11 protein-coding genes are annotated in these 14,104 nt (G+C 37.2%); all 11 read left to right on the top strand.

Annotated features, from left to right (window positions below; translation table 11 throughout):
- Window positions 1-438: 438 nt before the first annotated feature.
- The 11 genes from AC1DSK_RS14540 (at window position 439) to AC1DSK_RS14490 (ending at window position 14,021) form a co-directional block, all read left to right on the top strand.
- Window positions 439-1,254 (top strand): tyrosine-type recombinase/integrase, encoded by an 816-nt coding sequence (locus AC1DSK_RS14540; RefSeq protein WP_477548419.1) that lies wholly within the window; start codon window positions 439-441, stop codon window positions 1,252-1,254.
- Window positions 1,255-1,260: 6 nt separating this feature from the next.
- Window positions 1,261-2,025, top strand: a complete 765-nt coding sequence (locus AC1DSK_RS14535; protein ID WP_477548418.1) for a tyrosine-type recombinase/integrase — start codon at window positions 1,261-1,263, stop codon at window positions 2,023-2,025.
- Window positions 2,026-2,115: 90 nt separating this feature from the next.
- Complete coding sequence (xerA, locus tag AC1DSK_RS14530; protein ID WP_477548417.1) at window positions 2,116-3,000, top strand: site-specific tyrosine recombinase/integron integrase; 885 nt, start codon at window positions 2,116-2,118, stop codon at window positions 2,998-3,000.
- Between the two features lie 12 nt (window positions 3,001-3,012).
- On the top strand, window positions 3,013-3,882 hold the full coding sequence (locus AC1DSK_RS14525) for a tyrosine-type recombinase/integrase (protein ID WP_477548416.1): 870 nt from the start codon (window positions 3,013-3,015) through the stop codon (window positions 3,880-3,882).
- Between the two features lie 73 nt (window positions 3,883-3,955).
- Window positions 3,956-5,665, top strand: a complete 1,710-nt coding sequence (locus tag AC1DSK_RS14520; protein WP_477548415.1) for a hypothetical protein — start codon at window positions 3,956-3,958, stop codon at window positions 5,663-5,665.
- Window positions 5,640-5,882, top strand: coding sequence for a hypothetical protein (locus AC1DSK_RS14515; protein WP_477598314.1), 243 nt, complete (start codon window positions 5,640-5,642; stop codon window positions 5,880-5,882). The genes AC1DSK_RS14520 and AC1DSK_RS14515 overlap by 26 nt, the downstream gene beginning before the upstream one ends.
- Window positions 5,883-6,505: 623 nt before the next feature.
- Window positions 6,506-7,306 carry a hypothetical protein gene (locus AC1DSK_RS14510; protein WP_477548413.1) on the top strand — a complete coding sequence of 267 codons (801 nt, stop codon included), beginning with the start codon at window positions 6,506-6,508 and terminating at the stop codon, window positions 7,304-7,306.
- Between the two features lie 190 nt (window positions 7,307-7,496).
- Complete coding sequence (locus tag AC1DSK_RS14505) at window positions 7,497-9,311, top strand: M14 family zinc carboxypeptidase (protein ID WP_477548412.1); 1,815 nt, start codon at window positions 7,497-7,499, stop codon at window positions 9,309-9,311.
- 24 nt (window positions 9,312-9,335) lie between these two features.
- Entirely contained in the window at window positions 9,336-10,556 is a 1,221-nt protein-coding gene (locus AC1DSK_RS14500) for an S-layer homology domain-containing protein (protein WP_477598312.1), read from the top strand.
- 394 nt (window positions 10,557-10,950) lie between these two features.
- The gene (locus tag AC1DSK_RS14495; protein ID WP_477548422.1) at window positions 10,951-13,305 is read left to right on the top strand and encodes a bifunctional 2',3'-cyclic-nucleotide 2'-phosphodiesterase/3'-nucleotidase; all 2,355 of its coding nucleotides are present in this window, start codon (window positions 10,951-10,953) and stop codon (window positions 13,303-13,305) included.
- A 215-nt stretch (window positions 13,306-13,520) separates the two neighbouring features.
- Window positions 13,521-14,021: a C40 family peptidase gene (locus AC1DSK_RS14490; RefSeq protein ID WP_477548410.1), complete on the top strand. Its 501-nt coding sequence runs from the start codon at window positions 13,521-13,523 to the stop codon at window positions 14,019-14,021.
- Window positions 14,022-14,104: the final 83 nt, after the last annotated feature.

Raw genomic sequence — 14,104 nt, 5'->3', positions numbered from 1 at the left:
GATTTGAAGAGTTCATTATCGAGTGTAATTTATTATTTGAAATGGTATTGTAGCCAACTTCTTCAAAGATTTGAAGAAGAGGTTTAGTTTATAAGAACATTAGTAATTAATTTTCTCTATGGTGGGTTTACTAAAATGTTTAAAAGTTCCTAATGCGATTGGTGAACGGAACACTTTACATATTTTGTGAGTAAAAGTACTTTTTATATTTTCTTAAGCTGTCTATACAAGACAGCTTTTTTTTATGGATTAAAAAGTAGTCGAGACTACTATAAAAATAGATGTATAGATAGGGAAAAATAGTTAACAATGGTGTTATCACATAGGGTAAGTAATCTGATTTCATAGGGGGTTATTGGTATAAATTCAAAAATAAAATATTGGGAAAGTACGTATCAAGCTATACCTATACAAACTAAAAATATCTTAAATGAATATTTGTTAAGTTTAAAACTAGCGAATAAAGCAGAAGCGACGATTTCAAAATATCGGAGTATATTGGAGCGTTTTTTTAGTGAGTGTTTGATTTCTTTTGAAGCGATAACATCAGAAGATGTCTTAAAATGGCTAAACAACTTTTCTCACGGTAAAAAACCAAAGACAGTGGACCTTTTCCTTTCCTGTCTATCTTCATTTTTTAACTTCTGCCTTGCTGAAGATTTTATGGATACCGTGGTCATTAAAAAGCGTTGGCGACCGAGATTACCACAAGCCATGCCCAGATTTCTCAATGATCAGGAATATGCACGAGTCAAACTGGTGGCGGAAACCCTATCGCTTAGAAATCGTGCGCTTATTCTCTTTCTTTTTTCTTCAGGTTGCCGAAGGTCAGAAGTGTCTAACTTAATCATTCAAGAAGTAAATCTTGAAAGTAGAACAGCAGAGGTAAAGGGGAAAGGTAAAAAGATTCGACAGGTACATTTTTCGGTAGAATGTGCGTTAGTGATGAAAGACTATTTAAGTACGAGATCCTATGAATCGACTGATGCACTATTTGTGACCCGACGTGGTCTTGCTCTTCAACCAGGTGGAATCTTTAAAATTACTGAAAAACTAGGAAAAAAGGCAGGACTTACGCAATCCTTACACCCGCATTGTTGTCGCCATACATTCGCAACAAACATGTTAGCGAGAGGTGCAAGCCTTGAATTTATTGCAGATGAAATGGGCCATGCCGATTTGAATACCACACGGATTTATGCACGAATCCCAACTGAAGATATGATGTTAGCCTATCAAAATAAAATGGGGTAGAAACCAATGAATACAGAAGCTCAACAATCTTTCTTTGATGACCACCACGCTCGTTTTAGTTCAGAAACGACTCGAGGATACAAGATTGCCTTAAAACAATTCTTTCTTTTTTGTGAAAAGAACTTTGATGTTGTCAAACCCTCCGATGTACGGGCATGGCTTGCTTCCATGGAAGAGAAAGGTTTGAAACCAAATTCAATTCACTTGAAATTAGCCGCATTGAAATCCTTCTATAAGTATTGTATGGAAGAAAATAGATTGATAAAAAATCCAACCCTGACCGTGCATACACCTCAAAAAGACGATTCACTTCCCTATTACTTAAGTAAACGAGAAGTGGCACTTCTTCAGGAACTGACAAGAACAGATTTGAGAGATCGAGCCATAGTTGAAACGCTATATGCAACTGGCGTAAGGATTAGTGAATTGTTGAATATCAAATTGGATGATGTGAAATGGGAAACACGACAAATATGGATTCGAAAAGGAAAAGGGAACAAAGAACGCTTTGTATTGTTTACACATGAATGTGCCGAACGACTAAAATCCTACCTTCACCACCGTAAAAAGGACAGTCTGTATCTGTTTTCCAATGAACGAGGAGGACGGCTAAGTCGAGTGTTCGTCCAAAAACAATTTCAAGAATACTCCAAAACACTAGAGTTTAAGGTGAAGCCACACACCATGCGCCATACGTTTGCTGCACACTTGGCCGAAAAAAATATCCCCCCAAAGTTATATTCAAGAGTTACTCGGGCACGTGAATATTAATAGTACACGCATCTATACTCGATTAATGGAACATGCCCGTAAGAAGCAATATGACCGATATCAATCATAAAAAAAGGAGGTAGAATAACATTGGAGAAGTACTGGGAATTAAAGAAAACGTTACCCAACAATTTTAATCAAGAGGTCATTAATGAATTTCTGTTAAGTTTGAAATTGGCGAACCGAAGCCAGAAAACAATCACAGGGTATCGACGATTTTTAGAGAAGTTTTTCACCGACATGAATGACCCGATTACATCACTAACATCAGATGCAATTTTACATTGGATCAAAACACATGAAGGGCAAGTGAAAGAATCAACTATAAAAAACTATCTTAGTGTGCTTTCCTCCTTTTACTCCTTTTGCGTACAAGAAGAGTATTTAGAGCGATCCCCAATTAAACGCAGATGGTTTCCACGACTTCCTCAACCAGTGCCCAGATATTTAGAAAAGGAGGACATTGCGAAAACTCGATTACAAAGTGAGATGGCTTCTTTGAGAGACCAAGTGTTGATTGAATTTATGCTCACATCAGGTTGCCGGGTTGGGGAGGTGAACCGGCTTAATCGAGCCGATGTTGACTTTGTAAACCGTACCGCTTGTGTAAAGGGAAAGGGGAAAAAAATCAGATACGTACATTTTACCGCCAAATGTGCTGTTCTTCTTGAACGATATATCGACTCTTGTTCCAAGATATCACCCGCTGTTTTTGTCTCCTCGAGAACGGGAAAACGATTAGGCATACGGGGTATTCAGCACATTGTAAAAGATATAGGAGAAGATGCAAAACTAACTACTGGATTGCACCCACACCGTTTCAGACATACATTTGCAACTGAATTATTAGCAAAAGGAGCAGAGTTATCCTTTATTGGGGATGAACTTGGTCATAGTGATTTATCAACGACACAAATATATGCTCGACTGCCTAATAGGGAAATTATTTCCCTATACCGAAAGTTTATGGGATAAGGAGGATTTCACATGATATCAAATGACGAGTGCCTGCAGAGCTTCATAAGTGAATACAGCATACGGTTAGGCGATAGGACGCTTTATAACTATCAAAAATCGGTAGAACAAATGCTGGTCTATTTTAATAAGCCAGTAGATGAAATTACCTCTCGAGATATCCGAAACTGGATGCAATCTTTAGGATTGAGAAATAAACAGGCAACGGTGAGAAAGAAGTTGACCGGAGTCAGGTTGTTTTATAGGTATTGCTTTGAAGAAGAATTCATTACTCATAATCCTGTGGTTTCTGTGCACCTGCCAGAATTAGAAGAATACAGCACTCACTATCTACTGAACGACCAGTTGACCGAATTAAGGAAGTTAGTCGAAGGACGACTTCAAGAAAGAGCGGTCATTGAAGTTTTATATACGACAGGGGTCCGTATAAGTGAAATGGCGGCTTTGAAAATGGAAGATATCGTCTGGTCTGAACGCATAATGCATGTTCGAAAAGGGAAAGGTAAAAAAGACCGTATTGTACTATTTACGCAATCCTGTGAAGTACATCTAAAGGCTTACTTAAAAGAACGACATGATGATCTTCCATTTGTCTTTTTGAATGTACAAAAGACAGGTCCAATTCATACTCAATTTGTTGGAAAAAATTTTAGAAAGTACAAAAAGGAACTGGGTATCCACGTATCCCCACATACATTACGTCACACGTTTGCAGCGCATTTAGCTATGAAAGGGATGCCTTTAGTTGGTATACAAGCACTCTTAGGACATGCTCGTCCCGAATATACTCAGCGTTATGCCGTTTATTCAATCATGTACGAAAACAAGTCTATGATGATTGGATGTGAGAAGCTAATTACAGGGAAGGGGTATCTCGCATAAACCTAATTAACTATACTAACTCTCAATATAAAAACGTCTAAAACCCTTGGTACCAAAGGTTTTAGACGTTTTTTTGTTTGTTCATGAAGGAACGGAAAGTGCGATTAACGCAAAACAAGTTGAAGTTAAATTCAACAAAGAAATGGATGATACATCTGCTGAAGCAGTTGCAAACTATAAAATTAACGACACATTGCTTGCAACTTATGATGCTGGTGCAACAGTAGCATTATCTGCAGATTCAAAATCAGCTGTTATTACATTTTCAGCTCATAAAAACAAAACATCATTTGATGTAACTGTTTCTAATGTTAAATCTGCTGATAAAGCACAAACAATTGCAACTTTTAAAGGTGTAGTTACTGTTAACGATACAGTTGCTCCTACTGTTAAGCTAGTTGAGTATACTTCTGCTGGTAAAGTAGTTGTTACTTTCTCTGAGCCAATGGACACTGCAGTTGCACCTATCGTACGTATTAACGGTACTCCTGTTACTGCTACATTTGTAGCTGGTTCTCAAACTAAAGTAGAAACTTCAGTAACTTTAGCAAAAGGAACTACTGCATCAGTATATGTTGCTGGTGGTAAAGATAGCGTAGGAAATGAATCAACTATTTATAATGGCTCATTTACTGCACCAAATGACACTACTGCACCTGCTATTGCTTCAGTTAGTCAAGTAGGGCAAGATCAAGTGAAAGTTGTATTGACAGAAGCTTTAGGAACTACAGTTGGTTATGATTTAGACCTTGCTGACTTTAAATTCTTAAAAGGTGTAACCGTAGTTAGTGCATCTGCAGTAGCTAAAGATCCATCTGATGCTTCAGGTAAAACTTACATTGTAACTTTCGTTGAAAACGATATCTATGGTGCTGCTCCATCAGCTGTAGATTCACAAGCAGTAACTCTTTTATTAGATAAAGACTTAATTAAAGATGTTTATGGAAACGGAAATGCAGTATATTCACAAGGTTTCACTTTTAGTGCTGATAAAACTGCTCCATCATTAGTTTCTGGTAAAGTTTCAGACGACAAACAAACATTAGAGTTAACTTTGAATGAAGCATTCCAAGGCGCTGATGTAAATGTAGATGAAACAAAAGTTGTTATTACTGATGCAAATGGTGTTAGATATGATGCTATTGCTGCAACAACAGTAGTAAAAGCTGGAGCTGGAAACGAAAAAGTTTTAGTAGTTGACTTTGTTACTGCTGCTGGATTAATTGAGAATGGTACTTATACTGTTCAATTACAAGCTGGAGCAGTTAAAGATGCAAAAGGAAATCTTTCAGCTGCTGGTACTGTTTCAATCGTAGTTGGAAGCAGCACAGACACTACAAAACCAACTGTAGTTGTGGATTCTGAAATTATAGTTGACGCTGCTACAAGTGGAGTTAATAAATTTGTATTAGACTTCTCAGAAGAAGTTACTTCTTCTGCATTAGCTCTAAGCAACTATCGTTTAGACGGTAATGCATTACCAGCTGGAACTGTTGTTTACTTTAACACTGCTGCAAAAACTAGTGTTACAATTGAACTTCCAGCTAATTCAGTAAACATTGGTAACATTGCAACAGGTACTCCTGCATTACTTAACGTTAGTAATGTGGCAGATAAAGCAGGAAATCTTTTAAATGCTGTTAATCATTCAGTAACTATTGGAGATAATACTGCTGCAACACTAGTATCTGCTCAAAAACTTGGTAATACTTTAGTATTAACATTTAATGAAAGCTTGGATACTACAAAAGCTGCCGATGCACTTATTGCTCTACACAATTAAATCAGGTACTACTACAGTTGTAGCTGGAGCAACAGGTGCAGCTAATGCAGCACCGGTAGCTGGAGATAGCAAAAAAGTGCAAATTACTTTCACTGATGCTACTTCTACAAACTATGATCCTGCACAAACTATTACTGTAACAACTAAATCTGGTGGCGATTTAGTAGACGCTAACGGTTTAGCAGTTAAATCTGCTGTATCTGTAACAGCTAACTAATAATCAATACTAAATTTTAAAAATTTTCGGTGTTAAATGCCCAGTCGAGAGATATCTCGACTGGGTTTTCTTTTTGAGTTTCTAGAATAAATGTTGGGTTGCCAAACAATTATGTTCATTTAAAATGCACAACATTATCCAAGTACAAATTACTTTCACTGCAATTCCATTCACAAATGAAAATATACCATTTTAAAATATTAAGATGCTAGAACGACCGACAATGGTCGTTTTTTTATTAATGAAAGGGAAATATTGTATATCAATTATGACTTTTGGTGGTAAAATTAATAAAAGTAATTTTATAAATTTAATTGAAAAAAGAATTAAACAGTTGGGGATCAGCATTCAAAGTTTAATGAATTAGAGGGTACTTATTCACTTCTTGTTCATGATCCTAATGATCCCTTAATAGAATTGCAAATTGATTTGTTCTAACAGTTAACGGACAAATTTTAGAACAAGGAATTATTAAAGATGTTCTCTAGTTATAGGATAGTTAACGTTTAATATCCCTGAAGTCCAATAGAATAATTTATCAATAGTCAGCAAGCATTTTAGTAAAAAGGGAGTTTATTTTTTTATCTACGGAAATCAATATAATTTGCAGAAGGAGAATGGTTTTGGAAAGAACAGATAGAAATATTAATACTGCTGTAATTTCAATAGTTATTTATACAATATTTATAACACTAACTCCACTATTTATTGGGGGTGATAATAGTTTTGGGTTAATTCCCTTCATCACAGTTTTTATTTTACTTGCTATTGCTGTTGAAACTATTGAACAAGCATTATTAGCAGCTTTTGAGGAAATTGACCTTATATTAATCTTTGTATTATTCTTTAAAGAATTTATGGTCAGTTTAATTTTAACTTCATTTTCAATTGTGAGTGTTGCTTTTATTGCATTCCGGTTTTTTGGAATTGATGTAATAACAAGAAATGAATTTGTCATTGGGATACTATTGATATTTACAATATCATCGGTCTTATATGCATTCTATACATATAAAATGAAAATACCTGATAAATTAGAGGAAATCGGAAATATTATTTTAATAAAAATATTTTCCAATTATACAACACAAAAAATTGAAAAAGTATCCCAAATTAAAATAAGGTTAGGGAATGAATTAGTAAAGTTGGTGGAATTATCAACAATTGTTCTAACGGTGATTTTATTAGGAATTTCCACTTTTTCTGTAATTGGAAATGAAAATCCTGTGTTAAAAACAGAAGACTTGTTTAATACTCTTGAATATAAATCTCTATTCATAGGATTAGCACTCTATGCTCAAAATACCTCTTTTACACAAATGAATGTAGGTTGTTTATTATCCAAACACGCCAAAATGGTGTATTCATGTTATCACGAAAAACGGTCAAGTAGTTTATACCAATGGAGAAAAAAAGACAAATAAAAATTGTCATTGATTGTTAGTTTTCGTTTATTAATAGAGTCGAAGAATAATCCAATTTCAACCACAAAACCTTTTAGTAAGCAGTAAGTAGTAAGCAGTAAGCAGATAGATTCATTTAGTAAATATTCACACAAACTGCCTTCTATATGAAATATACTTTACCTATATTACATACTGAAGGAGCAAAGAGATGAAAAAATCACTATTAATCTTTTTATTTGTTATCGGAATTGGATTTTCACTTCCACAACTGGTTTCCGCAAATGATTCTATGATGCATGGTCAGTTAACTAACAATCAAGTACCATTGTATTCATCAATGGAAATGACAAATGCTGTCGCAACCTTAGAAGGAGCAGGTAACACAGTTCAATACCAACCGACACAAAATGCATCTATGTTGCAAGTGTCTATCGGTGGAAAAACCTTTTTCATGGAAAGTCGATTTTTGGCACCAACCGACAAAGTATTGCCGGACGTTCAAACTGGCACCGAAAGACAAATTAATACAAAAACTAACTTTACTATTTTCGGTGAAAAGTCTTCGTCAAGCAATGTGTTAGTTCGTGGGAATTCAGCAGTTTCTTTCACGACAATTGGCTACGAAAATGGATTCTTCAAAGTTTTGGTCGCAGGGAAAGTCGGATATTTCCCGGGGAATGATGCAATCATATCTTTCACAAAACCAGCAATGTCGATTCAAGTCTTGGAAACTAAGCTTCCGTTATATGAAGTACGCAGTGGTGAGCGAATTCAAGTCGGATCCTTAGCGTCTGGTTTTATCATTAATCGTGAGAAAGAAGTTAGTGGTTATCATCAATTTGTCGCAAAAGGGAAGACCTATCAAATTCCTGTAAAGGGTACTTGGCCATCCAGTACAGCTGCAACAATTAAACCAGCGGCTAAACCGATGTTTCCTGCGTCCGTACGAGTGGAAAAAGAAACAGCTATTACGAACAGCTCAGGAACTACAATCGGTTATTTAAGTCGAGGAAGCGTGCTGACATTACATAACTTCAGTAAAGATAAAGGCGTCATTGAATTTCTTGGTTCAGTAGCTTATATTCCTTTGAAAAATGTGACACATTCAAACCTTGTTCAACCAAAGAAAAACATTTCTCACCGAGAAATGTCCTATTGGATGCAAGTGATAGCGGGAATGTACCCGGAGTTCACTAAGTTTGAACTCATCGGGAAAAGTGTAGAAGGACGGGGAATTTACGCGTTAAGAGTAGGGAATGGAAAGAAAGAAATATTATTTGATGCATCCATGCATGCACGGGAGCACATGACAACCAATGTACTTTTAGAAATGATTGATACTTACTCTCTTCATTACAATAACAAAACAACCTTTGCTGGATATAACGTTAAAACGGTATTGGATCAAACGAGTATATGGTTCGTTCCAATGATGAATCCTGATGGTGTTACGCTGGTTCAAGGTGGGCAAGGTGCTGTTACAAATGGCGCACTTGCTCGAAAAATCAACGGTTCGAGTAACTTTGCACGTTGGAAAGCGAATGTGCGGGGAGTCGATTTGAACAAAAACTTTGATGCAGGATGGAGCTATATTGATAATAATATTACTAAGCCAAACTGGATGGGTTACCGTGGACCACGTGCGTTTTCTGAACCAGAAGCAGTTGCTTTGAAGCATTTCGTCGAGAAACATAAGTTTATGTCCAATGTCTCTTATCATTCCTCTGGACAAGTCCTGTATTGGTTCAATTTCCAAGCAGGAGCGCAACTGAGCAGGGATGTTCAATATGTGAATCAGCTTAAATCGATTACAGGATATACAGTTGTCCCACCTTATTATAGAAAAGGAACAGGTTCTTCCGCGGATTGGTTTATTAAAGTGACGAAGATGCCTGGTGTTACAGTGGAGATTGCTCCGTATGCTGGAGAGGCGCCTGTTCCACTTGCTTATTGGGATGGCATTTGGAAACAGAATCATAAAGTCGGTTTGCACGCTGCCAATGAAGCTTGGAAACGGAATTAATATAATAATGGAAAGAGGGATATGATGATGAAAAAAGTAATTGCATCCTTGTCACTAGGAATCTTGTTTGCAAGTTCATTTGTCAATGAAGCCAATGCCAGTGTAAAACATTCAATCTATACCGACTTATCCATGAACAACACTTTCTATGAGGCTGTCTATTCTATGAACATGAAAGAAGTATTGGAAGCAGAATATACGAATGATGGTAAAGTGTTGATTGATGCCGCTGGAATCGTCACTCGTGGGGAAGCAGCATACATGCTGTATATGCTTCTTGGCATGGAGCCGGAAATCAGTAAGAGCTTCCCAGATGTTAAATCCGACAGTGCCTATTATGAAGCAATTTCCACAATTGCTTCACTAGGGTATGTTAATGGCTATGAAGATGGGTCATTCCGCCCCGACGTTGAATTGACACGTTCGCAAATGACTCGCATCTTGTCAGGAGCATTCAATTATTCAGTGAAAACGAATGTTACTGTACCTTTTACTGATGTCAATGAACGTTGGGCGCCTTACGTTGATGCGATTTTCCGCAATGGAGTGACCAAAGGTGTGACGGCGACGTCGTTTGCACCGGATAAAAAGTTGACCCGAGGTGAAATGTCAGCTTTCATGTATCGTGCCTTTAAAAAAGTTCCGGGATCTACTTATAATGACTTCGAAGTGATGAATGCCGTTAATGAAGCTACTCGCAAAACACGAATTATCATGATTCAAGGTCTTGAAAAATATCATCCGAATCATAAAGCTGCAGATATTAAGGATGATTTGTCAGAGCTAGTGGTGGAGCCATACTTATTACAAGCATTAAAAGAATATGAAGCGTCATGTTATAACTGTGATAACGCAAATGTTATACATGACTTCCAATTTGGATTACCATTCAGAGTCGTTTCGAAAACGGACAATGTTCTAAAAGTGGATGCGACCGTTCCTTCAAATGGGATTAATTCGGGTTACCGTGCCACGATTGAATTAGTACGAAGCGGTGATACATGGAAAATCAAAACGTACGTGCCACGTACGTTTAAAGAAGATCCACTAAAACTCACAATTGAGCAATCAATTGATTACTTAAAATATGCTATTCCTCTTTACTACCAGGAAGAAGTTGATTCAATTCAACATACAGGAAAAGAACCTCGATTAGGACTGGATTTGTTTAAGGTGAATGGGAAAACAACGTATGTCTTTGATGTAAATACCGCTGAACTCACGGAGTACTATCCAGTTAACTAAATAGTGTATAAGGAGCCTATCTGTGAAAAAGATAGGTTCTTTTCTTTTTCTATTAATATTTTGAAGAACTAATATTAATCGATAATAAAGAAGATATGTTAAAGTTCCCTTTTGATTTTTCCTTATAAAGAGATATGTAGCAAATCAGAGGAGACTCATGTGGTAAAGCGAGACAGTCGAGAGCGAGGCTCGGTGCTCGCCCACGGAAAGCGGAGCGGTTTTGCGGAATATCTACAATACCATTTAATATAGCCAATAAAAAATGAGCTTTAAGAATAGGAAAATAGTAGGAAAACTTCATAAAACAGTCACATAGACTTAACATTCCGACATCCTAAATTTGGTATAATGAATTTGTTTCATTATTTCGAATTAAGGGGAGAAATGCATGACAATGTGGAAAAAAGTATCCGCTTCAGCATTAGCAATGTCGTTAGCTGTAAGTGGTTTGGGGATAAGCCAAGAAACGTCTGCTGCAGAAAAAGATGCTACGCGCGGAGAATATGTGAAGGCACTAATTACTGCAATGGGCGTGGAACTTGGAACTGGAAAAACGATTAAATTTGATGACGTTCCAAATGAACTGAAACCGTATATTGAAAAAGCAGTTGAGTTAAAACTAATCAATGGCAAAACTGCAACAAAATTCGATCCAAACGGAACTCTAAATCGTGAACAAGCATTTGTAATTGCGGTTCGTGGTATCGGGACTGATAAGAGTTTTCCGATAAGTAACTTAAAAGAGTTCAAGGATGGCAATAAAATCAGCGGAAGTTTACGCTCTGATCTTTCAAAAGGAGTTGGAATGGGCTTCTTACTTGGATATGCCGACAAAACAGTAAGACCAGGTCACCATGTAAGCAAAGGGGAAATGAGTGCACTCGTGCAACGTTTCCTGAAAGAATACAAGGCATCTGTGGCGAATACGACAGTAGCGCTACGAATTCTTGGAACTTCTGATATCCATACGAATATAGTGAACTATGATTATTACAAAGATACGCCATCCAACAGCTTGGGTCTTGCAAAGACAGCAACATTAATCAAAAATGCCCGTAAAGAAAATGGCAATACTTTGTTATTCGACAATGGAGATTTGATTCAAGGGACTCCACTAGGCTCATTCAAATCATCAGTGGAGCCATTGAAAGATGGGGAAGTTCACCCATCGATAGCGGCTCTTAATTTGTTGGATTATGACGTTGCCACTCTTGGGAACCATGAGTTTAACTATGGTCTTCCATACTTGAATGAAGTGATGGACGATGCTGGCTTCCCTTATGTAAATGCAAACGTGAAAGACGCTAAGACAGGGAAGAATATGTATACTCCGTATGTCATCATTGATAAAAAAGTGAAAGATTCTAAAGGAAAAGAAACGACCATTAAAGTCGGTGTAACTGGAATTGTCCCTCCAGCGATTCTTAAATGGGACAAGTCTCATTTAGAAGGAAAAGTCACTGTAGACGATTCAGTGGATGCTGTAGAAGCACTTATTCCTAAAATGGAAAAAGACGGTGCAGACGTAATTGTCGTTCTGTCCCACTCAGGTATGGGTGACATGGTTCACGAAAAAGGCGAAGAAGATGTGTCCTATTTGATGACAAAAGTTGAAGGCGTCGATGCAATTATTACAGGACATGCACATCAAGTATTCCCTGGGAAAGTTGATGCTTCATTGACTGGCGTGAATGTTGAACAAGGTACAATCAACGGGAAACCCGTAGTAATGTCTGGCAAGTTCGGCAGCCATTTGGGTGTAATCGATTTGACGTTAGCTAAGAAAGGAAAAGATTGGACAGTTTCTTCTTCTAAAGCTGAAGTACGAGCGATTGCAAAAGATGAAAGTGATGTAGATCCTACAGTAGTAGAATCCGTTAAAGTTGCACACGAAGGAACAATTAAATATGTGCGTAAAGCAGTAGGAACAACGACTGCCATCATCCATAGTTACTTCTCACAAGTTCAAGATGATCCATCAATTCAAATCGTAACAAATGCTCAAAAATGGTTTGTTGAAAAAGAATTAGCAGGAACTGCTGACGCCAAGTTGCCTATTCTATCTGCAGGAGCACCATTCAAAGCAGGTACCCGCAGCGATCCAGAGTATTACACATATGTACCAAAAGGTGAATTGGCAATCAAGAACGTCGCAGATTTGTACTTATACGACAACACTGTCTCTACTTTAAAACTTACAGGAGCTGACGTGAAAGAATGGCTTGAGATGTCTGCAGGTCAGTTCAACCAAATCGACGCAACGAAAACAGCAGAACAATCTCTGATCAATACTAACTTCCGTTCATACAACTTTGACGTAATTGATGGAGTGATGTATGAAATCGATGTAACACAACCAGCAAAATATGATGCTGATGGCAAAGAAATCAATGCCAATGCATCACGTATCAAAAACTTGAAGTATGATGGAAAAGCAATCGATCCTAAACAGGAATTCATCGTTGCTACAAACAACTACCGAGCAAACGGTACTTTCCCAGGCGTACGAAATGCTAAAGAAGTCGAAATATATACAGTTGAAAACCGCCAAGCGGTCATCGACTACATTATCGAAAAGAAAACAATTGATCCTTCTGCTGACGGCAACTGGAAGTTTACAACATTGCCTGCATCAGCTAAAGTAATGTTTGAATCATCTAAAAAAGCGGTTGAAGTTATTCCAACTAGTGGTAATATCAGCTACTTGGGTGAAGGTACAGATGGATTTGGTAAGTACTTATTAAAATAATAACATGCAAAAGTAGTGGCCAAATCGGTCACTGCTTTTTTTATGTTTAATAGTCTGAACATTCAATTATTACAAGATTATCTTAAATTCGACTCATAATGTAACGACATTGTTACACAACTGTAAAATAAAACAGGTATATTTCATGGTAAGATGACTTTAGTTAAGTTTTCAGAAAATTTTTAGCCATGGGCCAAACCGGAGGATTCTAATTCATGAAGTTACAGTCTCAGTTCCTTAAAGTTCTTACGATGATTACTTTCGCTATACTATTAATTGTTGCTCCATTAGCAAATGAAGTGGACGCTTCAAGTGGTGTTGATTCAAGCAAGCTTGTATCTGCAGCAAATAATGTTATGGGAACAAAGTATTTACGTGGTGGAACGACAGCAAACGGATTTGATTGCTCAGGATTTATCGGTTATGTTTACAACCAAGTAGGTGTTGATCTTCCAAGAACATCTGCAGGCATGTACTCAACAGGCTCATCAGTTGCTAAGAAAAATCTACAAGCGGGCGATTTGGTTTTCTTCAATACTTCAGGTAAAGGTGTATCTCATGTGGGAGTTTACATTGGTGGAGGAAAATTCGCTCACTCATCATCTAGCAAAGGTGTTTCAATTGCAAAAGTTAACGATCCCTACTACTGGGGTTCAAAATACATTGGCGCTAAGCGTGTTGCAAACGTATCACAAGTAGCTTCAGCTAAAAAATAAGCTTACATTCTCATACGCCTTGTCGTAAATTCAATTTGCGATAAGGCGTTTTTATATGGAATAATATGATGTGAGTCTTCGAA

This window comes from Paenisporosarcina sp. P4_B8 (assembly GCF_056402175.1).
The sequence above is the reverse complement of the archived record's forward strand: the minus strand, read 5'-3'. Positions and strand labels throughout refer to the sequence as shown.

What these genes read in the sequence shown, in the direction of transcription:
- AC1DSK_RS14535 (WP_477548418.1), top strand. Translation starts at nt 1,261, where the DNA reads ATGAATACAGAAGCTCAACAATCTTTCTTTGATGACCACCACGCTCGT.
- AC1DSK_RS14525 (WP_477548416.1), top strand. Translation starts at nt 3,013, where the DNA reads ATGATATCAAATGACGAGTGCCTGCAGAGCTTCATAAGTGAATACAGC.
- AC1DSK_RS14515 (WP_477598314.1), top strand. Translation starts at nt 5,640, where the DNA reads ATGCACTTATTGCTCTACACAATTAAATCAGGTACTACTACAGTTGTA.
- AC1DSK_RS14505 (WP_477548412.1), top strand. Translation starts at nt 7,497, where the DNA reads ATGAAAAAATCACTATTAATCTTTTTATTTGTTATCGGAATTGGATTT.
- AC1DSK_RS14500 (WP_477598312.1), top strand. Translation starts at nt 9,336, where the DNA reads ATGATGAAAAAAGTAATTGCATCCTTGTCACTAGGAATCTTGTTTGCA.
- AC1DSK_RS14495 (WP_477548422.1), top strand. Translation starts at nt 10,951, where the DNA reads ATGTGGAAAAAAGTATCCGCTTCAGCATTAGCAATGTCGTTAGCTGTA.
- AC1DSK_RS14490 (WP_477548410.1), top strand. Translation starts at nt 13,521, where the DNA reads ATGAAGTTACAGTCTCAGTTCCTTAAAGTTCTTACGATGATTACTTTC.